Raw genomic sequence first — 23,223 nt, 5'->3', positions numbered from 1 at the left:
AGAAAGAGGCCCGTGTCACAGCGCACAGGAGGTGACTGGGTGCACTACGGACAGGTAACTTCCCCAGGAGTACAGCCGTTCCGACGCCGCCTCGACGAGGAGTCGCGATGCCCGAAGCCGTGATCGTCTCTGCCGCCCGCTCCCCCATCGGCCGGGCCGTGAAGGGGTCCCTGAAAGACCTGCGCCCCGACGATCTCACCGCCACCATCGTCCAGGCGGCGCTGGCGAAGGTCCCGCAGCTCGACCCTCGGGACATCGACGACCTGATGCTCGGCTGCGGCCTGCCCGGCGGCGAGCAGGGCCACAACCTGGGCCGGATCGTGGCCGTGCAGATGGGCATGGACCACTTGCCGGGCTGCACCGTGACGCGCTACTGCTCCTCCTCGCTGCAGACCACCCGGATGGCGCTGCACGCCATCAAGGCGGGCGAGGGCGACGTCTTCATCTCCGCGGGTGTCGAGACGGTCTCCCGCTTCGTCAAGGGCAGCTCCGACGGCATGCCCGGCACCCACAACCCGCTCTTCGCGGAGGCCGAGGCCCGCACCGCGGCCCGCGCCGGGCAGGGCGGGGGAGAATGGCACGACCCGCGCGAGGACGGCCTGGTCCCGGACGCGTACATCGCGATGGGCCAGACCGCGGAGAACCTGGCGGCGCTCAAGGGCGTCACCCGCGCCGAGCAGGACGAGTTCGGCGTGCGCTCGCAGAACCTGGCCGAGGAAGCCATCAAGAAGGGCTTCTGGGAGCGCGAGATCACCCCGGTGACGCTGCCCGACGGCAGCGTGGTCTCCAAGGACGACGGCCCCCGCGCCGGCGTCACCCTGGAGGGGGTGCAGGGCCTGAAGCCGGTCTTCCGTCCCGACGGCACCGTCACCGCCGGCAACTGCTGCCCGCTGAACGACGGCGCGGCCGCGCTGGTCGTCATGAGCGACACCAAGGCCCGCGAGCTCGGCATCACCCCGCTCGCCCGCGTGGTGTCCACCGGCGTGTCCGGCCTGTCCCCGGAGATCATGGGCCACGGCCCGGTCGAGGCCTCCCGCCAGGCCCTCAAGCGGGCCGGGATGTCCATCGGCGACATCGACCTGGTCGAGATGAACGAGGCCTTCGCCGCGCAGGTCATCCCGTCCTACCGGGACCTGGGCGTCGACATCGACCGCCTCAACGTCAACGGCGGCGCGATCGCGGTCGGCCACCCCTTCGGCATGACCGGCGCCCGCATCACCACCACGCTGATCAACTCGCTGCAGTGGCACGACAAGCAGTTCGGCCTGGAGACGATGTGCGTCGGCGGCGGCCAGGGCATGGCCATGGTCATCGAACGTCTGTCGTAACGCCCGCGCGCGTGTCCTAAGTCGCAATCGAACCGCCCCCGGGATGTGACCTTCCCCCGGGGGCGGTCGTTTGCCCAGGTCAGGGGTGCAGCACTCGGCCGTCGCCAGACTTTGGACCTACTCATATCGTGACGTTCCGCACTGCAGAGGCCATGGATTTGAGTGCACAGTGGTGTGTACAGGGGGCCAGGCTCGGGAAAGCACAGTCGGGAGTACGCCAGTGAGCGCCATGTTCCTCGTCCTGCTGACGGGTGCGGCAACCGCCGTGGCCGCCGGCTCCGCCGCGCTGTTCGCCACGCGCGGCGTCCGTCGTGACGTCGCCGCCCTGCGCACGGACCTGGCGGCGGCCACTGCCGCACACGCCGCCGTGCCGGCCGCGCGCACGGCCGCGGAGACCCCCGGCGTCGAGGCCATACGGACCGCTGTCGCGGAAGCCCTCGCCGACGAGCGCGAGCGGGAGCTCGCCGAGGCGCGGGCCTTCTGGGCCGCGCAGGAGGCGCCCCTGGCCTACGGCACCGGCGAGGCGGGCGACGCCGTCGCCGACGCCCAGCTCGACGTCCAGATCTTCGGCGGCACCGGCTTCGGCACGGGCGCCGCGGGTGCGGACTACGAGGTCCTGCCGTACGGCCCGTTCCTGCCCCGCCAGGCGGACCTGACCGGCCTGGAGTCCGGCCCCGTCGGCCCGGTGCCCTTCCGGCACCCCTCCGACCCGGACTTCGCCGCGCCGGCCCCGGTCGTGGCCAACCAGGAGCAGACCGCCGAGCGTCTCGGCGAGCTCGCCGACCTGCGGATGCCGCTGGCCGACGTACGGCCCGGCCCGCTCGGCACGCTGGACGTGTACGTCTTCGCCGACGGCACCACGCTCTGCATGACCCCGGGCGACCGCGAGACCGCGGACCGGCTCTGCGACGCCCTGGACAGCGGTGAGTCCCCGGTCCTGCTGGGCGGCTCCGCGGTCGCCGGCGGCTACGCGCTCACCTTCACCTTCGGCGAGGAGTCGGTGTACGTCCTGGCCGACCGGGTGGTCGCCTCCCTCTGACCCCGCCTACAGACCCCAGCGCGAGGCCGTGTCCCGGATCCGGGCCACGGCCTCGTCGCGTACCCGCGCCAGGTCCGGGCGCGGCTCCAGCGCCGCGGCGAGCTCGTGCGCGGCCACCGCGATCTGGTCCCCGACGGCGAAGATGCCGTCGTCCGGCATCACCAGCGGCTCCCGCCCGGGGAACTCGATCCGCTGCGCCCGCGCGGCCAGCTCACGGGCGAGCGCGAGCCCCGCCGCCGCCGGCTCACCGCGCAGCCTGCTCTGCGGCAGGGAGCGGTAGCGTCCGGCCAGGGTCCCGGCGGCCTCGCGAAGCGTCGTACAGTCCAGCACGGCCGGGAGCCTACCCGGTACGTACACAGAACCGAGCGCGTTGCACTGTTGCCATCGGGAGAAGCCTCAGGCACGGTGGGGTGACCGGAACGCATACCGGAGGCGCCGATGTCCCAGACCTTCTCTGAAGAGACCCACCGGAACCTGCTCTCCCACATCCCGAACTGCACCGGCCGCGAGATCGGCGAATGGCTTCGCACGGTCGACGACGGGCCCGCCTTCCTCCGCTTCGAGGAGAAGGTCAGCTGGCTGCGCAGCGAGCACGACCTGTCCTACGGACACGCCAAGGCGATCGTCCACGAGTACGACCTGAGGCGCGCCGCCAGAAGGCTCGGCTAGCGACCTCCCCCGCACATGCGAACGGGCCCCGAAAGGCACTGCCTCCGGGGCCCGTTGAATGCCGGTGTCCGCTCGGCTAGTCGTCGCCGCGCAGGATCGCGATGAGGCGCAGCAGCTCCAGGTAGATCCAGATGAGGGAGAGGGTCAGGCCGAAGGCCGCCCACCATGCCTCGTTGGCCGGGGCGCCGTAGCGCACCCCGTCCTCGATCTCCTTGAAGTTGAGCGAGAGGAAGAAGGCGCCGAGCAGCACGCCGATGATGCCGACCGCGATGCCGAGGCCGCCGCTGCGCAGGCCCAGCCCGTCACCGCCGCCGAAAGCGGAGGCGATCAGGTTGATGACGATCAGGATGAGGAAGCCGATGGCGATCCCCATACCGATGCGGTAGTAACGCCGGGTGACCCGGATGAGCCGGGTGCGGTACGCCACCAGCATGCCCGCGAAGACCGCCATGGTGCCGAGCACCGCCTGCACGGGGGCGCCGCTCCAGGCCGTGTTGTACATCTCGCTGATGATGCCGAGCGCGATGCCCTCGAACGCCGCGTAGCCCAGGATGAGGCCCGGGACCGGCCGGCGCTTGAACATCTGGACCATGTAGAGGACGAAGGCCACCAGGCCGGCGCCGCCCGCGAGGGCATAGCTCTTCGGGCTGACCGGCAGGACGAACCACGCCAGCAGCGCGCCGACCACGACCGTGCCCAGGGTGATCGCCGTCTTGGTGACGACGTCGTCCATCGTCATCCGCCCGGTCTGCGCCGGGGCGGTGGGCGGGGCCTGGTAGGTCGTCGTGTCGTACGGGTTGGTCCCGGCGTACGGGTTCCCGCCCGCGTACGGGCTGCCCTGCGTCTGCGGCTGAGCGCCACCGAAGCCCGCGTAGCCCTCGCCGCGGGAGAACCCCCGCCGGGAGAAGACCGGGTTGCTGCTCCTCATCTGTCACTCCTCCATGGCCGCGCGATACGGCTTCGCACCAAGAGTAATGGCATGGCAAAGCGGGCGGTCTAGTCCTCAAGGAGGATCTTCTTCCGTTCTTAACGCGGATGCCGCCTACGGGAGTGGGCCGTGCGGGTGAAACACGCGCCGTGACGACGGAGGAGCCCCGGGGCGCGATCGCCCCGGGGCTCCGTCGTCGGCGCGTCAGCGCGTCGGCGTGTCAGGCGTCACTCAGTGGCGCGCGAGGACCTGGCGCAGCACGTCGTAGACGTAGGTGTTGGCGTGCTTGCCGGTGAAGCGGTCGGACAGCGGGCCGGCCGCGGTGACGGGCACGTCCACACCGGTGTGACCGGAGGTGGTCCAGTCGATGTAGAAGCTCTTCTCGCTGCCGCGGATGCTGAACGGACCGTCCTCGGTGGAGATGCCGGTGCCGGACTCGTCGGCGGCGTCCGACTCCTCGACGGCCAGGCCGCCGGTCTCGTGGTCGCCGGTGACGACCAGCAGGGTGTCGGAGTGGGTGGCGACGTACGCACGGGCCACGGCCACGGCCTTCTCCAGCTCCTGCATGGACTGCAGGGCGCGGGTGGCGTTGTTGGAGTGCGCGAACTCGTCGGTGCCCTCCTCCTCGACCATGAGGAAGAAGCCCTTCTTGTTCTTGTCCAGCGTGCTCAGGGCCTTGCTGGTCATGGTGGAGAGACCGACCACCGGGCTGTACACGTCGCCCTGGCCCTCGGGACGCTGCTGGAACATCTCCTCGTTGGCGAAGAGACCGAGCAGCTTGCCGCCCTTGGCGCGGCTGAGCTGGTCCGCGCTGGTGACGTAGGAGTAACCGGCCTTCTTGGCCTTCTTGATGAGGTCGCCCTTGGTGCCCTTGCTCGCCTCGGACGGGTCCTCGGCGGGCTGGTCCTTGAACGCGCCGGCGCTGCCCGCGGGCAGCCACCAGTCCTCGCCACCGCCCAGGATGACGTCGGGCTTGCTGACCTCGATGTACTGGCGCGCGATCTCGTCCTGCGCCGAACGGTTGGCGGTGTTCGAGAAGAACGCCGCCGGCGAGGCGTCGGTGACCTGCGCGGTGGTGACCAGGCCGGTGGCCTTGCCGGCCGCCTTGGCCTGCTGGCCGAGGGTGGCGAGCGGGTTGCCGTCCACGTCGACGCTGATGGCGCCGTTGTAGGTCTTCTCACCCGTGGCCCACGCGGTCGCGGCGGCGGCCGAGTCGGTGATGACGGCCTTCGGGTCGTCCGGCTCGGTGGTCAGCTGGCCCGAGACGGGGAGCTTGTCCATGGCGAGCTGGCCGTTCAGGCCCGCGAAGTGCAGACGGGCGGCCTGGCGCAGAGCCGCGCCCATGCCGTCGCCGTTGATGAAGATGACGTTCTTGGCAGTCGGGGCCTTCGCCGCCTGCGGCGCCGAGGCGGAAGCGCCCAGCGTCGGGTTGACCACCATCGTGACGACCGCGGCGGCTATGGCAGCAGCCGCGGGAGCGGCGAACCGCCGGGCCCTACGAGCATCCAGGGACACAACGTCCTCCGTTGAAGTTCTTGCCATTACTTGACCGCGACCATAGGAGCCTCCGGGGGGAGGTTGACCAAAAGCAGATGACCAGCACGCAACGAGAACTCCAGGGACTGGTGAAGAAGCAGGCCCGCACTTGTCCGTACAGGTCGCACGGGAGGAACCCCCGACGGGTCCGGCGCCGCGCCGGCCGCTCGCCGCGCGCACGGGACCGGCACACCCCGGCACGGCCCGGGTGGGGGACCACGGCCCCTGCGGGGCTTGACGTCCGGCCTCCGGGAGCCGGCCGGCTGGCGTGCCGGACGGCGGCCGGGCGGGAGTCCGGCGGCCGGCCGACGGCTGCGTGCGGATGCGCGCGGCTCGGAGTGCGGGTGCGGGGCCCGGCCGGGGCGGACGCCACCACCTCGCGGCCACCACGGGCTTTACCGCGACCTTGCCCGCCGCGTACCGGGGGCGGGACGACTCATGGGCCGGGGCGGTCCGCGGAGGCGTGGTCGGCCGGGATGAGGCGGCCGCGGCCGGCCAGGCGGAAGAGGAGCACGAGCGAGGGAAGGATCAGGAGCCCCGCCACGATCGCGACCCCGACCGTCACCCACAAGGTGGCGTTCGGCGCCGCCGCTTCGGGGATCTCCACATGGGTGCCGAGGAGATAGGGGTACTGGGCGACACCCCACCCGAGGACGATCAGGGCCACCGCGGCGGCGGCCGTCGCCCGCAGGCCCGAGGTCCTGGTGCCGCGCAGCATGACCATGCCGGCCACGCCGCACAGCGCGGCGACCAGGACCAGGGGCAGCGCGCGGTGGCTGAGCTGGTGGAAGAGCCGGGGGGCGTCGTGCCGGAGCACGAAGATGCCCGCGATGCTGACGGCTCCGGTCAACAGGCCGGCGAGCAGTGCCCGGTCGCGGAAGTACCGCGCGAGGCCGGGCTCGTGCTGCCGCTCGGCGGCCACGTGCAGGTAGACCGCGGCCAGGTAGGCGCAGACCAGGACGGCCAGGACTCCGCCGAGGACGGAGGTGGGGTTGAGCCAGCTGGTGATCGCGTCCCCGTTGCCGCCGGCGGGCACCCGTCCGGAGGCGATGCCCCCGGCGATGGAACCGAAGCAGTACGGGGCCAGCAACGACGACAGGGCGAAGGCGGCCCCGTACACGCGCTGTTCCGGCGTGCGCAGGGAGGCCTTGCGGAAGGCGAACCCCGCGCCGCGCAGGACGATGCCGAGCGCCGCGAGCCCCAGCGGCACGTAGAGGGTCGTGGTGATGGCGGTGAAGGCGGTGGGGAAGCCCGACCAGAGGAACACCAGGCAGTACACGAGCCAGGTGTGGTTGGCCTCCCACACCGGGCCGAGCGAGGTGTCGATCAGGTGGCGCGGTCGCCTGCCCCGCTCGGCACCGCCCGCCGTCAGGTCCCAGAAGCCCGCCCCGAAGTCGGCACCGCCGAGCACGGCGTAGGCGATGACGCCGATGAACAGGAAGACGGCGACGAGTTCGGGCATCACTGCCCCGATCCCACGGTGACGCCCGCGCGGTCCGGGCCGGAACCGGGGCCGTAGGGGACGTCCACCGTGTCGTCGCCCTCGGCCTGCCAGCGGCGCTTCATCGACAGCAGCACCCCCACGGCGCTCGCGCCGACGGCCACGTAGATGGCGAGGACGGCCCCGAAGAACGGCCACAGGTTCCCCTGGGTGGTGACCGCGTCCCGGGTCAGGAGGTACCCGACGACCGTCCAGGGCTGGCGGCCCAGCTCCGTGACGACCCATCCGGTCTCCAGGCACGCCACCGCGGCCAGGCCGCTGACCGCGCAGCACCGCAGGAACCAGCGCCGGCCGTCGACGCTGCGGTGCCGCCACCACAGCCAGGCGAACCACACGACCAGCAGCATCAGGACGGAGGACAGGCCGACCATGACGTCGAAGGCCAGGTGCACGGTGCTGACGGCCTGGTCGGAGGGGCGCACGGCCGGCGGGATGGCGTCCAGCCCGGCGATCCTGGTGGACGGGCGGAACGCGGCCAGCAGCGAGGCCACGTCGGGAAGGGGCAGGCCGTAGCGGACCTCGCCGTCGACGAGGATGCCGCCGAGGGTCTCGGGGACGTGGGTGCCGGTGGACGGCAGGAGTTCGATCGCCGCGAACTTCGCGGGCTCCGCCTCGAAGACGTACCGGGCGATCGTGTCCCCGACGACCATCTGGAAGGGCAGCACGACGGCCGCGGTGACGAACCCGATGAGGAACCCGAGCCGGTGGTAGCGGGAGGTCCGGCCGCGCAGCATGCCCACCGCGTAGACGCTCGCCACCGCGAAGCCGGCGACGATGTAGGCGGCGAGCAGCATGTGGAGCATCTCCCACCAGAAGGCCCCGTTGAAGAAGACCTCGGCCGGGCGGACGGCGACCACCCGGCCGTCCCGCAGGGTGAACCCTCCGGGCTGGTTCATCCAGCTGTTCGCGGCGATCACGGCGGCCGCGCCGCCGATGCTCGACAGCGCCACGGGCACGCCGGTCCAGAAGTGGGCCCACGGCGGCATGCGGTCCCAGCCGTAGATGTAGATCGACACGAAGATCGCCTCGAGGAAGAAGAAGAGTCCCTCGATCGCGAAGGGGAAGCCGAACGCGGCTCCGTACCGGCCCATCAGGCCCGGCCACAGGATGCCGAGCTCGAAGGAGAGGACCGTGCCGGTGATCGCCCCCACGGCGAACAGCACCGCGGCCACCTTGGACCAGCGCCGGGCCAGCAGCAGGGCGTCCCGGTCGCCGCGGCGCAGTCCGCGGTGGTTCGCGACGAGCATCAGCGTGGTGAGCGCGACACCGAAGGGCACCAGGATGATGTGGAAGCCCAGGGTGAAGGCCATCTGCTGACGCGCCGGCAGGAGCTGGTCGGGGTCCCCCGCGGCGGCGAGACTCCGCACGGCGTCGAGGACGGGGGTCACGAGTGGCCCCACCGGTGGACTGTCACCATGCATCACCCTGGAGGTATTCGTCCGGTTATGTGGTGACACACAGTAGGTGACGGCATCTCCGGTGGCCGGGATTCGGCCGTTCGGCGGACCGGCGGACCGGGTGGCGCCCCGCCGGGCTCAGCCCACGCACTCCTTCTTGTCGGCCCGCGCCGTCTGGATGTCGGCCGGCGGCTTGTCCGGGTCGGCGAACGCGACGCCCGCGCCCCGGTAGTCGGCACCGAGGGTGAGCGTCATGTCGGCGCCGGGGCCCGCGGCGTCAGTGCCGGGACGCAGTGCCGAGGCGGGCAGCCCCATCATCGCGGCCAGGGCCCGCGCCTGGTCGGCCTGGTCGGGGCCGTAGGTCAGGGACGTCCGCTGCTGCTTCGCGCCGGGCGCGTTGCCGCCGTTGCCCGCGTGGCCGACGCCCTTGGTGCCCTGCAGCCACTCCTGGGTCGTCCGCGCCGCGCCCTGCGGGCCGCCCCCGTTGTAGACGGCGACCCGGACCTGCGACGGGTCCGCCTTCGGGCCGCGGAGCCTGGCGTCGGCGGCCGCGGGCTTCTTCTTGGGGGACCCGGTCAGGGAGACGTCGTTCTTGATGGCCCTGAAGAGCTGAGGCGCCCGGGTCTCGTCGACCACGACCGTCGCGTGGTACTTGATCTCGGCGGGATTGTCCTTGACCGGCAGTGTCGTGAAGGTGATGTTCTTCGGGTCGACCTTGCTCAGGTCCTTCGCGAGGCCGGTGAGCTTCGCGACGCTGCCGATGCCGGTGTCCACGGTGAGCGCGCTGGTGGCGGCGTTGGCCAGCTTGAACAGCTTGCCCGGGTCGGAGAGCGTGTCGCCGGACTTCATCTCGCGGATCATCGAGCCCAGGAACTGCTGCTGGAGGTGGATGCGGTCCAGGTCGCTGCCGTTCGTCAGCGAATGGCGGGTCCTGACGAACTGCAGGGCCTGTTCGCCCGCCACCCTGTGCGGTCCCTCGGTCAGCTTCAGATGGGAGCCCTGCCCCTTGGGGTCGGTGTCGTCGATGGCGTGGGTGAGGCAGATCGGGACCCCGCCGACGGCCGTGGACAGGGTCTTCACGGCCTCGAAATCGACCATCATGAAGTGGTCGATCGACAGGCCGGTGATCTGCGTGACGGTCCGCATCGTGCAGCCCGGGTCGCGGCCCGCCTGACCCAGGCTCTCGTTGAAGCGCGGGCTGAAGTCGGCCCTGGCGGTGGCGGGGATCGTCTTGGTGGAGCCGTCCTTCTGCTTGGTGGGGCAGGCCGGGATGCCGACGATCATGTCGCGCGGGATGCTCATGACGGTCGCGTTCGACCGGTCCTTCGCCACGTGCACCAGGAGGGTGGTGTCGGCGTGGCCGATGTTGTCGGAGTCCCCGTACTTCCCGCTGAGGCCCACCCGGCTGTCGGTCCCGATGACCAGGATGTTGACCGCGTCATGGCTGGTGGCGTGCTTGTTGCCCGCCGTGCCGACGTCCACGGTGCTGATGTTGCCGTCGAAGTGCCGGTACAGGAAGTACGCGCCGGCGCTGCCCGCGAGCAGGACGAACCCGAGGGTGCCCGCGGTCCACATCAGGACCTTGCCCTTCGTGGACCGCTTGGCCTTGCGCGACGGCTTCACCGCACCGCGACGACCGCCCTCCCGGGACGGGGCGGGGGCCTGGACGGAGCGCTGTTCCTCGCGGCGCGCCCTGCGGCCGCCCTGCGGGGGCACCGTGGCGGCCGGGGCGTCCCCGGGATCCAGCCGCAGCCGGTACGTGCCGGTCTCCGGGTCGAGGACCCACTGGTCCGCGGGGTCGATGTACCGGCCGTCCTGGGCGTCCACGGTCGTCGGGCCCTCCGTCCGCGCCTGCGGCACGGCCCCTGGCGCTCGAGTGTGGTTTGTCCTGTCCCGGACACCCCTGCCGTCCCGGGGACATCCGTTCAGACATCCGAGTACCGCGCATGGTTGTGCTCGAAGTCGGTCAACTTCTCACCCCTGGCGCACATTTGCCGAACAAGGGGGGCACGGGACCGATCGCCGGCGGCTACGGTCGCGGGCATGGCCGGACACGATGCCCTCAGCACCACCCGCGACGCCTACGACGCGGTTGCCACCACCTACGCGCAGCTGTTCCGCGACGAGCTGCGCGGCAGACCCCTGGACCGCGCCGTCCTGAGCGCCTTCGCCGAAGTCGTGAGCGCGAGCGGCAACGACCGGATCGCCGATCTGGGGTGCGGGCCCGGCCATGTCACCGCCCACCTGGCCGAACTGGGCCTGGCACCGTCCGGCGTCGACGCCTCTCCCGCCATGATCGCGCTGGCCCGGGGGGCCCATCCGGGCCTGCGGTTCGACGTGGGGTCGATGGCCGCGCTGGACATCGCCGACGCCGCGCTGGGCGGCGTGCTCTCCCGGTGGTCCATCATCCATACCCCGCCGCGGGAACTCGGCGCCGTCCTGGCCGAGTTCCACCGCGTACTGGCCCCGGGCGGCCACCTCCTGGTCGGCTTCTCGGCCAGCGACGACGAGGCCCACCCGACGCAGGTCTTCGACCACGCCGTCGCACCGGCCTATCGGTGGTGGCCCGATCACCTCGCCGCGCTGCTGCGCGCGTGCGGACTGACCGAGGTGGCCCGGACGGTCCGCGAGCCACAGCCCACCGACCGGCGCCAGTTCCGGGAGATCCACCTGCTCGCCCGCAAGGCCCCGGCGGCGAGCGGCGCCTAGCCGGGCCCCGCGGCGGGAGCCCCCCGTGCGTACGACCCGGACAAGGGCGTACCCGCAGCTGTGGGTGGTGTCGGCGCCCGATGCAGCGGCCGGCCTCGGTTGCCGCGGCCGAGTCGACGTACTGGGAAGGACAAGGGATGAGCAGAGTCGAATGGGCGGCACGTCCGCCACGTTCCTCTCGCCGACCGGCGCGGAGCCGGGCCGCCGCCGCGGGGAACGGTGCCCAGTGACTCCGGTGGACACTGCTGTCATATCCGCCGGTACCGGCGGGACGGCCTCCGCGGCGGGCCCGCGGCCAGGAGTCGAGGCCAAGCAGGGCCGCGGCGGGCAGCGCCTGCACACGCTGGACGGACTGCGGCTGATCGCCGCGCTGTCGGTCCTGCTCTTCCACTACCTCTCCCGCGGCGCGGACGTCTCGCACGCCTGGGGGCAGCCGAGCCGCGAGGTCCTTCCGGCATGGACCCCGGTCTCGGACTACGGGTGGCTGGGCGTGGAGTTCTTCTTCCTCATCAGCGGGTTCGTGATCTGCATGAGCGCCTGGGGCCGCGGCCTGGGGCAGTTCCTCCGCTCCCGGATCACCCGGCTCTACCCCGCCTACTGGGCGGCCATCGTGCTGATCAGCGCCGCGCTGACGGCCTTCCCCGTAGTGACCGACCGCCCCGGCATCCACCAGATCCTGCTGAACCTCACGATGCTCCATGAGCCGCTGGGCACGCCGGACGTGAGCGGTGTCTTCTGGAGCCTGTGGGTGGAGCTGCGCTTCTACCTGCTCTTCGCCCTGGTCGTCTGGAAGGGCGTCACCTACCGCAGCACCGTCGCCTTCTGCTGCCTGTGGACCGTCGGCACCGTCATCACGCACGCCGCCAACGACAGGCTGCTCAACAACCTGCTCGTACCGCAGTACTCCGCCTACTTCATCGCCGGCATCGGTTTCTACCTGATCCACCGCTTCGGCTCCCACGCGGTGGCGTGGGGAATCGTCGGCGTCTCCTGGCTCATCGCCCAGGAGACGGTGGTCGCCGAGACGGAACGTTTCAGCAAGATGATCCACACCCATCTCTCCGGCGGCGTGGCCTCCGCCGTGGTCACCCTGTGCTTCGCCGTCATGGCCGGGGTCGCCCTCGGCTGGTTCCGCCACGTCAACTGGCGCCGGCTCACCTTCGCGGGCACCTTGACCTATCCGCTGTACCTGGTGCACGAGAGCATCGGCCACCTGGTGATCTACGGACTGCACGACCACCACGGCCCCGTCGCGACCCTCGCGATCACCACGGCCGCGATGCTGGTGCTCGCCTGGCTGCTCCACGTCCTCGCCGAGAAGCCGCTCGCGCGCCGCCTCAAGCGCACCTTGGACCGCCCCCTCCCGGCCGGTGGCCCCGACCTCCACCCGGCGCGGTGACCACCCGGTACGACGGTGCTCACCGCACCACCGTGCGCCCGTAAGAGCACGGCCCGGGCGCACCCCGGGCCCCCGGCGGGCGTTGGGCTCGGCAGTCGGCTGCCGAGCCCAACGGAATTCCCGCCTCGGCTCCGTACCGCGGTCTTGGCGGAAACCCGGATCCGGGCGGGTGCTTACGCGTGGTCAACCCTTCCCTGAACGTCCGACTGGAAGACGCCGTCTCATATCGAGGCCCCCGAGCGGCGGGCCCGGCAGTCCCCTGCCTGGGGCTCACCTCCAGGCCTTCGCCACGCACAGCCGCCGCACCCTCCGCCACGTCGGGCGGAAATTCTGCGGCCCCACCATGCCAGGGCACGCCGGCCACACGGCCCACCGACGCTTTCCCCCGCCGACGCAGACGGAAATGGGACACCCGTGCCTTGAGCCGTTGGCACCGGAGCAAAGACGGCGCGCACATTCTATGGACTGGTTGAATATTTGACTATCTTCTTCATGGACAAGGCGCATCAACGCGCGAGACGCGCATCGCGTTTCACGCGACTTCGCCCGCGCCACTCAGATGCGCTCCGCAGTAGCGCACCGACGTCGGCGAAAGCCCACGCAAGAACAACGCAGAGAAGGCAATGAACCCCAAGAAGATCTTGAGTGCAATCGCTTCCCCCTTCGTCGCAGCCGCTCTGGTCGCCGGTTTCTCCGTCGCCTCCACGGCGCCCGCGTCGGCATCCAGCATCCAGGACGGCTGGGTGCAGCTGTGCCCCTGGGGGAACTACAAGGTCCACCTTGAGTACTCCGACGAGCATGGGGCCACCCGCACTCTGAGCCCGACGCTCAACCCGGGCGCCGCATGCTGGTGGGGTCCGATGCCCACCGGTAGCCACCCCAGCCTCATTTGGATGGTCGGGCACTACAACACCACCGGCGGGACGTTCGATGTGATCGGCCCGGATCGCAAGTACGAGACGTTCTACGACGGTAAGTCGGGTATAGGGTTCGCGGCCGAAGGAACCACCGAGTTGCACGGAGGGGCCTCGCACTACTACAGGTACTGATGCCGTGGGGTCACAGCTCGCCGCCGTAGCGGCGACCCCCGGACACGGCACCGTGTGAAGCAGCGCGAACAACGCTGCGTCGTTCCTGCTGGATACCGGGCACCGGATACCCGCTCGCTCTGCGTATCCGTTGCACGCAGGCAGTCACCGTTCCGGCTGCCCTGACCTGAGTACTGAACACCGCAGTGCTCGAGGGCTCATTGGGCGGCGCATCAGGATGGCCCCGGTCCCGGCACCGTCGTCTCACGTCGGTGCCGGGACCGCTGCGTGCGCGGCGGCAGTGCCCTGCGCACCCGACTGTCGGCAGCGGCCGAGGGCTCTGCGACCGCACGGCTTCGGTGGTGGCCCCGCTCGGCACTGACCGGGCACACCCTCCACCGCGAACAGTAAATGACACAAAAGAGAGTCAAGTGAGAAAATTTCGACCAGTGGCCGCGCTAGTGACCGGCCTGCTGCTCTCCATCTCGCTGCCGGTCCTTGCCTCAGGGACACCGGCAGCAGCCGCGGTCGCAGCCGGACCCGGAGCGGCCGGACCGGAGCTCGGCCACGCCAACCGCACGGGCCCGCCCGCTGGTCTGCCGGACTGGTCGCGCGTGGGTTACCTGGGCGGCCAGGAGCTGCCCGGGGCCGGAGACATGACCGACGATCCCGGCTGCCGCATCACCCCGGAACTCCTCTCCGGCAAGTACGGAGTCATCGCGAACGACGGCATCGATGACACCACCGGACTGCAGAAGGCCATCGACGACATCAAGAGCCAGTGCTCACCGAGCGCCAACTTCCACCGGCTGTCACTGATCGAGTTGCCGGCCGGACGTATCGATGTGTCACGGCAGATGTACGTCGACGCCAGCTTCCTGATCATGCGCGGGAAGGGTTCCGGCGACGGGGGAACCAAGCTCGTGTTCCGTCCCGACGTCAATACCCGCTACGACGCGCTCGTCAACGGCCGCTGGGACCAGGACGGCATGGCGGCCGGCAGCGGCAGCGACATCGGCACGGGCGGCTGGATATGGCCGGGGCGGGGCATGTTCCGGGTGCAGACCCGAGACGTGGCGGATCGCTACAAGGACGACTTCGCCGCGGCCCCGGTCAATCGCAAGGACCTCTTCGAAGGCAGTGTCAACCAGCACTGGGTCTCCGGCATCAAGGTGGCCGCCCGAACCGACGACGCGGGGTTCTCGGCGAGGCAGGGGGACAACATCGTCCAGCTGAACTCGAAGGCCGACATGAAGGCGTTCACCCTGGGCGGCTATGCCTGGGTGGGAGCGGCCAACAGCGTCAAGTTCTACGAACAGCAGGGTGTGACGGACCGGGCCGCGATGGAGAACCTCCACATGCGCCAGCAGATGTTCCGGGTCACCGCTGTCGACAGCACCGCCAAGACCATCAGACTGGACCGCCCCCTGGAGTGGGACCTGCCCGTCGACTCGACCTCGGACGGGTCCGACTCACTGGGCACCACCCCGTATGCCAGCAAGGTCACCCCTCTGAAGGTGGTCGAGGAGGTGGGATTCGAGGACTTCGCCTTCACGCAGGACATGAACGGCCTGCCCAAGCTGGGCGGCGGCACCTACCAGCTCTCTCCCGACCAGGCCGTGCACAACTACGGCAACATGGCGCCCGAGTACGCGATGCACGGCATCGTCTTCAAGTGGGCCGCGAACAGCTGGGCGCGTGGGCTCAAGGCCACCATGACCGGTTCGCATCCGATCGTGACCGAGAACGCCCGCAACCTGCAGATCGAGCGGAACAGCTTCGACGGCGCGTGGAACAAGGGCAAGGGCGGCAACGGCTACCTGCGGGGCAGCCGTGTGTGGGACTCGCTGTGGGCGTACAACCTCAGCCGCAACCTGCGTCACTTCACCTTCCAGTGGTCGGCCAGCGGCAACGTCGCTTTCCGCAACGACCTCGATTCGGATCTGAACCTGCACGGCGGCTGGGAGCACAACAACCTGTTCGAACAGAACACGGTGAGAGTCCCCTATGAGCACCGCTCGGCCAACTGCCAGACGAATTGCGGCGGAGAGGGCGGCGAGATCGACGACGGTACCTGGTACCCGATCTGGTGGGCGGCCGGCCCCAAGGCGGTCAAGTGGTCGGGGTCCTCAGGACCGCAGAACGTCTTCTACAACAACACGCTCATCAAGCAGACCACGCCGGGCGGGCCGTTCGAGCCCTATGCGCCGTACTCGGCCGGCAGTGCCGGTGCCCAGGGCGGCACGGCCTTTGAGTTCGGCTCGGACAACAACGCCCCCCATCGGTTCCGCCCACTGAGTCAGGACGGCCAGCCGATTCCGGACTGGACCGGGCGGGAGACCCTGGACTACAAGGGAAAGGGAGTGGTGAACCTTTCCGTGGGCAATCGGTCGTCGTTGTTCCTGCGCGACACCGGTGGCGGGATCGACCCCCGTCAGAACGAGCGCCGCAAGGTGATCACCTGGAACATGCAGGGCGCCAACACCGCCGGCGCCAACAGCAACAAGTACAGCGTGGACCTCATGCGACTGGCGAACGACAACGACGCCGACATCATCCTCCTCCAGGAGGCCGGCTCGCCGCCGCCGTCCGCCCACCCCCTGAGAACCATCGCCAACGACAGGATCGAGTACTGGGACAGTCTCGGCTACGTCATCCCGGTCCAGGAATACCGAGTCGGCGGGACGTACGCCCGTCCGCAGGGCTACCTGTACTGGCTGCACACCGACACCAACGAAACGAGTCCGCCGGGCCGGGTGAACCTGGCCATTTGGACGCGTGAACGAGTGGACGAGAGCAACGTCCGCGTCATCAGGTCCGGGTTCTTCGACAGCCGACCCGCGCTCGGCGTCAACATCGGCGGCGTCTTCTACTTCACGGTCCACGGGCTCTCGGGCAGCGGCAACGACGATCCCCAACTGCTGGAAAACATCCGGGGGCGGATGACCCAAGCGGGTCCCGGTCAGACGGCGGTGCCGTGGATCGCCCTCGGTGACTACAACCGGGCCCCCTTCGCACCGTCGGACGGCGGAACGGACACTTCACTGCAAACCGCTCTCAACGCGCAGAACCCCAACACGTTCACCGTATGGGCCCCATCGGTTCCCACCCATCCGACGACGCAGGGCGGGCCCCCGCGAACCCTCGACTACGCGGTGACGCCGGCCGGACCCAACGCAGGTCCCACGGTCAATGGAATCGCACGGATCGACAACCTGACGACATCGGACCACTACCCCGTCCTCTACGATCTCGTCGACCTGCCGGACCAGCCGCAACCCGGCGACCAGGCAGGAATACCGGTCCCGCCGATCAATGCCGTGATGCGCAACGCCGGCACCACCAACGTGGCGGGCCCCTCCGGCAGCAGCAACGTGGTCAGCGACCAGCCGATCAATCAGGCGAACGTACCGATGCAGACCTTCAGCCTCTCTCCCGTGCCCGAGTTCCCCGGCTACTACCGGCTGATCCACGCCGCGGCGCCACTCGCCGGCCGTTACCTGGGGCAGGAAGGCGGTGCCCGCGACGCGCGCGTGGTGCTGTGGCCGACTGAAGCCGCCGATCAACTCTGGGCACCCGTCTATCAGGGCGACGGAACCTGGACGCTTCACAGTTACGTCACCGGTCAATTCCTCACCGCTGTCAACCGCGGACAGGCTCTCGCGGGACGGGACTTCGACGGCTCCGCCGGCCAGCGCTGGTTCCTCGAAACGCCGGCCCAGGCCACGGACGTCAACGAGATCGCCCTGCAGGATGCCGGGACGAACTCGTTGGTGCTGAACATCGACGACCTGGAGGAGGGAGACCTGCCGGTGATCCTCACCCCGGACGCCGATGAACCTCAGCAGCGGTTCATCACGATCCCCGCAGGCCGAACCGGCGAGGACGAGTGCTACTACCTTGCCTACGACGGGAAGTACATCAACTCGACATCGGGCCACCCAGAGGAGCCACGCGACGACAGCGCGGTCACGCTGAGCACGTTTCGCGGCAACGACGACGGCTACCTGTGGTGTGCGACGCCGACCGACGGCGGCGTCTTCCTGAGCAATCACACCACGGCCGACGACCGCCTCTACCTCGCGCATGGAGCGGAGTGGGCCCAGTTGACCGTCCGCGCCTTCTCGCCCGGTATCCCGGTAGCACTGTGGTCCCTGCGGTCCGCCACCAAGTGACGACGGGCGGACATGATCCGACGCCCGTCCGAAGGTGAGTGCCGCCGCTGATGCGCGCGGGGACGAAGGAGTCGCGGCACTCGGACCCCACCGAGTGCCGCGACTGCTAGGGAACCGATCGCGGCGCCGCGGAGAGAGGTGGTGCCCGGAACCGGACTCGAACCGGTACGCCCGCAAGGGGCAGCGAGGTTTAAGCTCGCCGTGTCTGCATTCCACCATCCGGGCAGGGCGGCGCGAGAGCGCAGCACGAGCCTATCCGGGAAGGTGGGTGGGAAGAGGCCCCGGATTCGTCATGTTGTCTGATTCTATTGCTCCCTGACGATCCATCAGATCAGGGGCGGCGCAACGAAACCACAGGCCCGGGGCGGTCCCCGGCGCGGACGGTGTCCCCTGCATATGACGCGAAATAGTTCCGCCCCAGAGGCGGCGCCTCGGGGTGGGTGTCATCCCCTGGTATGACCCGGGGGTCCCGGGGTACCTCTCGGGACTGCCCCCGGAACCAGGTCAGGGACGGATTACCGCGGCCGTTACCGCCGGGACGATGGACGGAGTCCGAACTCCCCCAGCGTTTCCGACAGGAGCAGCCTGCCGTGACCACCACCACCGCAACCCCGACTGCCACGGCCACGGCCGCACAGGCCACCGATCTGAGCAAGGTCTACGGCGAGGGCGAGACCCGCGTCGTCGCGCTCGACGCGGTCTCCGTGGAGTTCCGTGCCGGCGAGTACACCGCGATCATGGGGCCGTCCGGCTCCGGCAAGTCCACGCTGATGCACTGCATGGCGGGGCTGGACACGGTCTCCTCCGGGTCGGCGCGGATCGGCGACACCGAGCTGTCCGGGCTGAAGGACAAGCAGCTCACCAAGCTGCGCCGGGACAAGATCGGCTTCATCTTCCAGGCGTTCAACCTGCTGCCGACGCTCACCGCCGCCGAGAACATCACCCTGCCGATGGACATCGCGGGCCGCACGCCCGACAAGGAGTGGCTGGACCGGATCGTGGAGACGGTGGGTCTGGCCGGCCGTCTCAAGCACCGCCCCTCGCAGCTGTCCGGCGGCCAGCAGCAGCGGGTCGCGGTGGCCCGGGCACTGGCGAGCAGGCCAGAGATCGTCTTCGCCGACGAGCCCACCGGCAACCTGGACTCCCGCTCCAGCGCCGAGATCCTCGGCTTCCTGCGCAACTCCGTGCGGGAACTGGGCCAGACCGTCGTCATGGTCACCCATGACCCGGTCGCCGCCTCCTACGCCGACCGCGTGGTCTTCCTCGCCGACGGGCGGATCGTCGACGAGCTGCACGGCCCGACCGCCGACACGGTGCTGGAGCGCATGAAGCGCTTCGACGCCAAGGGCCGCACGAGCTGACCGTCCGCCACCACCGAGCCGACCGAGAGACCCCACCTGCCATGTTCCGTACCGCCCTGCGCAACGTCCTGGCGCACAAGGCCAGACTGCTGATGACCGTGCTCGCCGTGATGCTCGGCGTGTCCTTCGTCTCCGGCACCCTCGTGTTCACCGACACCATAGGCAACGCCCTCCGCAAGGCCTCGGCCAGGAGCTACGCCGACGTGTCGGTGGCCGTCACCTACGGCGACCCCGACCACCCGCTCCCCCAGCGGCTGGTGGACGAGATCGGCCGGCTGCCCGGCGCCGGGTCCACCACCGCGACCGTCACCGGCTTCACCGCCGTCGCCGACAAGCAGGGCCGGCTGGTCGGCGACGGCTGGTCCACCCGCGGCGGCAACTACACCGGAGCGGACCGCTATCCGATACGCGAGGGCCGCGCCCCGCGGGACTCCTCCGAGATCGCGCTGGACTCCAGGACCGCCCAGCGGACGGGCTACACCGTCGGCGACACCGTCCGGATGTCCATCGACGGGCCGGTGATGCCGCAGAAGGTCACCGGCGTCTTCACCACCGACGACGGAAACGTCGCCGCGGGCGGCAGCCTGGTGCTCTTCGACACCGCCACCGCCCAGAAGCTCTTCGGCAAACCGGGCACGTACGAGGAGATCGACGTCAAGGCGGCCCCCGGCACGGCGCAGGCAACGCTGAAGGCCGAGATCGAGAAGCTGCTGCCGCGCTACGCCAAGGACGCCTCCGCGACCACCGGCCGGAAGCTGGCGGACGACGAGGCGCGGCAGATCGCCTCCGACCTCAGCAGCTTCAACACCACGCTGCTCAGCTTCGCCGGGATCGCGCTCTTCGTCGGCATCTTCATCATCGCCAACACCTTCACGATGCTGGTCGCGCAGCGCACCAAGGAGCTGGCGCTGCTGCGCGCGGTCGGCGCGAGCCGCAGGCAGGTCACGCGGTCGGTACTGGCCGAGGCCCTCGTCGTGGGCGTGGTGGCCGGTGTGACCGGGTTCCTGCTGGGCATCGGCATCGCGGCCGTCATGCGGGCGGTGCTCGGCTCGGCCGGGGCGGAACTGCCCGACGGCGCGCTGGCCGTGCAGCCGGGCACGGCGGGAGCGGCGCTCGCGGTCGGCGTGGGCGTCACCATGCTCGCCGCGTGGCTGCCGGCCCGCCGCGCCGCCAAGATCCCGCCGGTCGCGGCGATGAGCAGTGTGCACGCCCCGTCCACGGTCAAGGGCCTGCTCCTGCGCAACACCCTCGGGGCGCTGCTCTCGGCGGCCGGCGTCGTCCTGGTGCTGGCCGGCTCGGGCATGAAGGACAACGGCAACATGGTGCTGGGCGGCGGCGCCGGACTGCTGCTGATCGGCGTCTTCGTCCTCACCCCGCTGCTGTCCCGGCCGGTGGTCGCCGCGGCGGGGCCGCTGCTGCGTCCCTTCGGCATCACGGGCAAGCTCGCCCGGCAGAACTCGGTGCGCAACCCGCGGCGGACCGCCGCGACCGCGTCGGCGCTGATGATCGGGCTCACCCTGATCACCGCCCTCACGGTGGTGGCCATCTCGGTCAAGACCACCGTGGACGAACTGGCGGCCGCCCACCTGAAGTCCGACTACCAGGTCACCATGGCCACCGGCCGGAACCTCTCCCCCGAGGTGGCCGAGCGGGTCGCGGGCCTCGACGCGGTCACCGTCTCCAGTGCGGTGCGGGACGCGCACACCGAGCTCGGCGGCGAGGACGAGTGGATCACCGGCGTCGACGCGCCCCAGATCGCGCGGCTGCTGGCGCTGGACTTCACCCGGGGCTCCGTGGCGGCGGTGCACGGCTCCTCGATGGTCGTGGACTCCGACACGATGAAGCGGCGCGGCTGGCACCCCGGGCAGACCCTGCCGGTGCGCTACGACGACGGCACCAAGGGGCGGCTGACGATCGGCGGCGTCTACCAGGGCGGCGACCTCATCAACGGCGTGATCATGGACAACGCCACGGTCACCCCGCACACCCCGAAGGCCGGGGACATGCGGGTGCTGGTGAAGATGGCCGGCGGCGCCGACGAGGCCAACCGCGACGCCCTGGTGAAGGCGCTCGGCGAGAACCCGGTCATCAAGGTGCAGGACAAGGCGGACATCTCCCGGGAGCTCAGCTCCACCATCGACCTGATGCTGAACATCCTCTACGGACTGCTCGCGATGGCGGTGCTGGTCGCGGTGCTGGGAGTGATCAACACGCTGGCGATGTCGGTCTTCGAGCGCAAGCACGAGATCGGCATGCTGCGGGCGATCGGCCTGGACCGGACCGCGGTCAAGCGGATGATCCGGCTGGAGTCCCTGCTGATCTCCCTGTTCGGCGCCGTGCTCGGCACGGGCCTGGGGGTGTTCCTGGCCTGGGCCGTCGGCGGGCTGATCAGGCCCAGTCTGCCGAGCTACGCGATCGTCCTGCCCTGGGACCGGATCGCGGTGTTCCTGTCGATCGCCGCAGTGGTGGGCCTGCTGGCCGCGCTGTGGCCGGCCCGGCGGGCGGCCCGGCTGAACATGCTGGAGGCCATCAAGGCCGAATAGCCGGCCGGCGGGTGGCGGCCGGACGCCGACGCGCCGCGGGGCGGGGGTCACCGGACCCCCGCCCCGCGGTACGCCGTACCGGTCCTACCCGCCCTGCCCGCCGTACCCGAGCCACTCGGCCCGGGTGCGCGGCATCCCGGAGTCGCCCGACTCCCGGGTGCGGACCGCGACGATCTGGTTGACCCCGATGCGGTTGTGCTCGAAGGCCAGCGCCGAGGCCGCCATGTACAGCCGCCAGACCCGGGCCCGCCCGGCGCCCGCGAGGCGCACGGCCTCGTCCCAGTTCGCCTCCAGGTTGGCGACCCACTCGCGCAGGGTCAGGGCGTAGTGCTCGCGGATCGCCTCCACGTCGCGGACCTCCAGGCCCGCGTCCTCCAGCCGGGCGACGGTCGAGCCGACGGGGGCCAGTTCGCCGTCCGGGAAGACGTACCGGTCGATGAACTCGTCGACGTGGTAGGCGTCCTCGTCGTCCCACGGGCGGCGGCCGATCTGGTGGTTGAGCAGCCGGCCGCCGGGCCGCAGCAGCCCGTGCAGGATGCCCGCGTACTGGAGGTAGCCCTCGCGGCCCACGTGCTCGGCCATGCCGATCGACGAAATCGCGTCGTAGGGGCCGTCGTTGACCGCCCGGTAGTCCTGGACGCGGATCTCGACGCGGTCGGTGAGCCCGGCCTCGGCGACCCGCTTGCGGGCGTACGCCGCCTGCTCGGTCGAGAGCGTGACGCCGGTGGCGTGCACCCCGTACCGCTCGGCGGCGTGCATCACCATCGAGCCCCAGCCGCAGCCGACGTCCAGCAGCCGCTGTCCGGGCTTCAGGTCCAGCTTGCGGCAGATCAGGTCGAGCTTGGCCTCCTGGGCGTCCTCCAGGGTCGCGTCGGGCCCCTCCCAGTAGGCGCAGGAGTAGACCATGGACGGGCCGAGCACGAGCTCGTAGAAGTCGTTGCCGACGTCGTAGTGGTGGCTGATGGCCTGCCGGTCGCGGATCGGGCTGTGCAGCACGCCGCCGCGTCTGCGGACCTCCTCCGGCGGCGGGGGCGGGGGCAGTCCGGGGCCGGCGAGCGAGAGCACCTCGCGGGCGATCAGGGCGGTCCCGGGGTCGCGCAGCCGGGCGAGCAGACGTCGGTAGGCCGGCTCGCCCTCCTCCGGCGGACGGCCCCAGACGACCCCGGCGAGTCGGTGCAGCGCCTCGTACAGGTCGCCGTCCACGTCGAGTTCACCGGCCACCCACGCACGCACCAGGCCCAGTTCGCCGGGCTTGAACAGCATCCGGCGCAGCGCCCTGCGGTGCCTGACGACCAGGGCCGGCGCGTCCGGCGGCCCGGTCTCGCTGCCGTCCCACGCGCGGATGCGCAGCGGGAAGGAAACGCCGAGCGCTTGCTTGGCGAGAGCGGTCAGTCGTCCGGCCGTATCGGCCATGGCGCGTACCTCCGTGCCTCCATGAAGACGGGTCCACTGCGCAGGGAAAACAGATGTGGAGTACAACCACATTCCCGGAAACGTAGTTCTCCCCTACCCATCTCACGTTTGCAGTGTGCACGGCCAGGACACGGGCATGCCGAAGGGCGCCCGCCCCACGGATGGCGGACGCCCTTCGGCTGTAACGGGTGAACGAG

16 protein-coding genes and 1 tRNA gene are annotated in these 23,223 nt (G+C 70.5%); 9 read left to right on the top strand and 8 right to left on the bottom strand.

Features of this window, described 5'->3' with window-relative positions; translation table 11 throughout:
- The first annotated feature begins 107 nt into the window (after positions 1–107).
- Positions 108–1,328 (top strand): acetyl-CoA C-acetyltransferase, encoded by a 1,221-nt coding sequence (locus ACIP98_RS24870; RefSeq protein ID WP_319661657.1) that lies wholly within the window; start codon positions 108–110, stop codon positions 1,326–1,328.
- Between the two features lie 229 nt (positions 1,329–1,557).
- Positions 1,558–2,367, top strand: a complete 810-nt coding sequence (locus ACIP98_RS24865) for a hypothetical protein (RefSeq protein WP_319661807.1) — start codon at positions 1,558–1,560, stop codon at positions 2,365–2,367.
- A 6-nt stretch (positions 2,368–2,373) separates the two neighbouring features.
- Here the strand turns inward: ACIP98_RS24865 and ACIP98_RS24860 are convergent, their stop codons facing one another.
- Positions 2,374–2,697 (bottom strand): hypothetical protein, encoded by a 324-nt coding sequence (locus tag ACIP98_RS24860; protein WP_319661658.1) that lies wholly within the window; start codon positions 2,695–2,697, stop codon positions 2,374–2,376.
- Between the two features lie 108 nt (positions 2,698–2,805).
- On the opposite strand from ACIP98_RS24860, the gene ACIP98_RS24855 reads away from it, so the two are divergent.
- The gene (locus ACIP98_RS24855) at positions 2,806–3,036 is read left to right on the top strand and encodes a DUF4287 domain-containing protein (protein ID WP_319661659.1); all 231 of its coding nucleotides are present in this window, start codon (positions 2,806–2,808) and stop codon (positions 3,034–3,036) included.
- 76 nt (positions 3,037–3,112) lie between these two features.
- Here the strand turns inward: ACIP98_RS24855 and ACIP98_RS24850 are convergent, their stop codons facing one another.
- The 5 genes from ACIP98_RS24850 to ACIP98_RS24830 form a co-directional block, all read right to left on the bottom strand.
- Positions 3,113–3,964, bottom strand: coding sequence for a Bax inhibitor-1/YccA family protein (locus tag ACIP98_RS24850; RefSeq protein WP_319661660.1), 852 nt, complete (start codon positions 3,962–3,964; stop codon positions 3,113–3,115).
- A gap of 231 nt (positions 3,965–4,195) precedes the next feature.
- Positions 4,196–5,404 (bottom strand): alkaline phosphatase, encoded by a 1,209-nt coding sequence (locus ACIP98_RS24845; RefSeq protein ID WP_401978012.1) that lies wholly within the window; start codon positions 5,402–5,404, stop codon positions 4,196–4,198.
- Positions 5,405–5,936: 532 nt separating this feature from the next.
- On the bottom strand, positions 5,937–6,962 hold the full coding sequence (locus ACIP98_RS24840) for a cytochrome d ubiquinol oxidase subunit II (protein ID WP_401977991.1): 1,026 nt from the start codon (positions 6,960–6,962) through the stop codon (positions 5,937–5,939).
- Positions 6,962–8,311, bottom strand: coding sequence for a cytochrome ubiquinol oxidase subunit I (locus ACIP98_RS24835; RefSeq protein WP_401978010.1), 1,350 nt, complete (start codon positions 8,309–8,311; stop codon positions 6,962–6,964). Before ACIP98_RS24835 ends, ACIP98_RS24840 begins: the two co-directional genes overlap by 1 nt.
- 225 nt (positions 8,312–8,536) lie before the next feature.
- Positions 8,537–10,225 carry an LCP family protein gene (locus tag ACIP98_RS24830; RefSeq protein WP_401977989.1) on the bottom strand — a complete coding sequence of 563 codons (1,689 nt, stop codon included), beginning with the start codon at positions 10,223–10,225 and terminating at the stop codon, positions 8,537–8,539.
- Between the two features lie 216 nt (positions 10,226–10,441).
- Here ACIP98_RS24830 and ACIP98_RS24825 point away from each other — a divergent pair, with 216 nt between their 5' ends.
- The 4 genes from ACIP98_RS24825 to ACIP98_RS24810 all read left to right on the top strand — a co-directional run bounded on the left by ACIP98_RS24825 (position 10,442) and on the right by ACIP98_RS24810 (position 17,709).
- Positions 10,442–11,107, top strand: a complete 666-nt coding sequence (locus ACIP98_RS24825) for a methyltransferase domain-containing protein (protein WP_319661665.1) — start codon at positions 10,442–10,444, stop codon at positions 11,105–11,107.
- 235 nt (positions 11,108–11,342) lie between these two features.
- Positions 11,343–12,506 carry an acyltransferase family protein gene (locus tag ACIP98_RS24820; protein WP_401977988.1) on the top strand — a complete coding sequence of 388 codons (1,164 nt, stop codon included), beginning with the start codon at positions 11,343–11,345 and terminating at the stop codon, positions 12,504–12,506.
- Between the two features lie 641 nt (positions 12,507–13,147).
- Positions 13,148–13,555, top strand: coding sequence for a hypothetical protein (locus ACIP98_RS24815; RefSeq protein ID WP_319661667.1), 408 nt, complete (start codon positions 13,148–13,150; stop codon positions 13,553–13,555).
- Positions 13,556–13,983: 428 nt separating this feature from the next.
- Positions 13,984–17,709, top strand: a complete 3,726-nt coding sequence (locus tag ACIP98_RS24810) for an endonuclease/exonuclease/phosphatase family protein (protein WP_401977986.1) — start codon at positions 13,984–13,986, stop codon at positions 17,707–17,709.
- A gap of 139 nt (positions 17,710–17,848) precedes the next feature.
- Here the strand turns inward: ACIP98_RS24810 and ACIP98_RS24805 are convergent.
- Positions 17,849–17,934 (bottom strand) — tRNA-Leu (locus ACIP98_RS24805).
- Positions 17,935–18,299: 365 nt separating this feature from the next.
- On the opposite strand from ACIP98_RS24805, the gene ACIP98_RS24800 reads away from it, so the two are divergent.
- On the top strand, positions 18,300–19,070 hold the full coding sequence (locus ACIP98_RS24800; RefSeq protein ID WP_319661669.1) for an ABC transporter ATP-binding protein: 771 nt from the start codon (positions 18,300–18,302) through the stop codon (positions 19,068–19,070).
- 41 nt (positions 19,071–19,111) lie between these two features.
- Positions 19,112–21,613, top strand: a complete 2,502-nt coding sequence (locus ACIP98_RS24795; protein WP_401977984.1) for an ABC transporter permease — start codon at positions 19,112–19,114, stop codon at positions 21,611–21,613.
- A gap of 84 nt (positions 21,614–21,697) precedes the next feature.
- On the opposite strand, the gene ACIP98_RS24790 is transcribed toward ACIP98_RS24795, so the two are convergent.
- Complete coding sequence (locus tag ACIP98_RS24790) at positions 21,698–23,026, bottom strand: class I SAM-dependent methyltransferase (protein WP_401977983.1); 1,329 nt, start codon at positions 23,024–23,026, stop codon at positions 21,698–21,700.
- Positions 23,027–23,223: the final 197 nt, after the last annotated feature.

Source organism: Streptomyces sp. NPDC088354, from assembly GCF_044753585.1.
Classification (GTDB): Bacteria; Actinomycetota; Actinomycetes; order Streptomycetales; family Streptomycetaceae; genus Actinacidiphila.
This window is presented reverse-complemented; position numbering and strand designations above follow the sequence as displayed.

What these genes read in the sequence shown, in the direction of transcription:
- ACIP98_RS24870 (WP_319661657.1), top strand. Translation starts at nt 108, where the DNA reads ATGCCCGAAGCCGTGATCGTCTCTGCCGCCCGCTCCCCCATCGGCCGG.
- ACIP98_RS24865 (WP_319661807.1), top strand. Translation starts at nt 1,558, where the DNA reads ATGTTCCTCGTCCTGCTGACGGGTGCGGCAACCGCCGTGGCCGCCGGC.
- ACIP98_RS24855 (WP_319661659.1), top strand. Translation starts at nt 2,806, where the DNA reads ATGTCCCAGACCTTCTCTGAAGAGACCCACCGGAACCTGCTCTCCCAC.
- ACIP98_RS24850 (WP_319661660.1), bottom strand. Translation starts at nt 3,964, where the DNA reads ATGAGGAGCAGCAACCCGGTCTTCTCCCGGCGGGGGTTCTCCCGCGGC.
- ACIP98_RS24845 (WP_401978012.1), bottom strand. Translation starts at nt 5,404, where the DNA reads ATGGTGGTCAACCCGACGCTGGGCGCTTCCGCCTCGGCGCCGCAGGCG.
- ACIP98_RS24840 (WP_401977991.1), bottom strand. Translation starts at nt 6,962, where the DNA reads ATGCCCGAACTCGTCGCCGTCTTCCTGTTCATCGGCGTCATCGCCTAC.
- ACIP98_RS24835 (WP_401978010.1), bottom strand. Translation starts at nt 8,311, where the DNA reads ATGGCCTTCACCCTGGGCTTCCACATCATCCTGGTGCCCTTCGGTGTC.
- ACIP98_RS24825 (WP_319661665.1), top strand. Translation starts at nt 10,442, where the DNA reads ATGGCCGGACACGATGCCCTCAGCACCACCCGCGACGCCTACGACGCG.
- ACIP98_RS24795 (WP_401977984.1), top strand. Translation starts at nt 19,112, where the DNA reads ATGTTCCGTACCGCCCTGCGCAACGTCCTGGCGCACAAGGCCAGACTG.
- ACIP98_RS24790 (WP_401977983.1), bottom strand. Translation starts at nt 23,026, where the DNA reads ATGGCCGATACGGCCGGACGACTGACCGCTCTCGCCAAGCAAGCGCTC.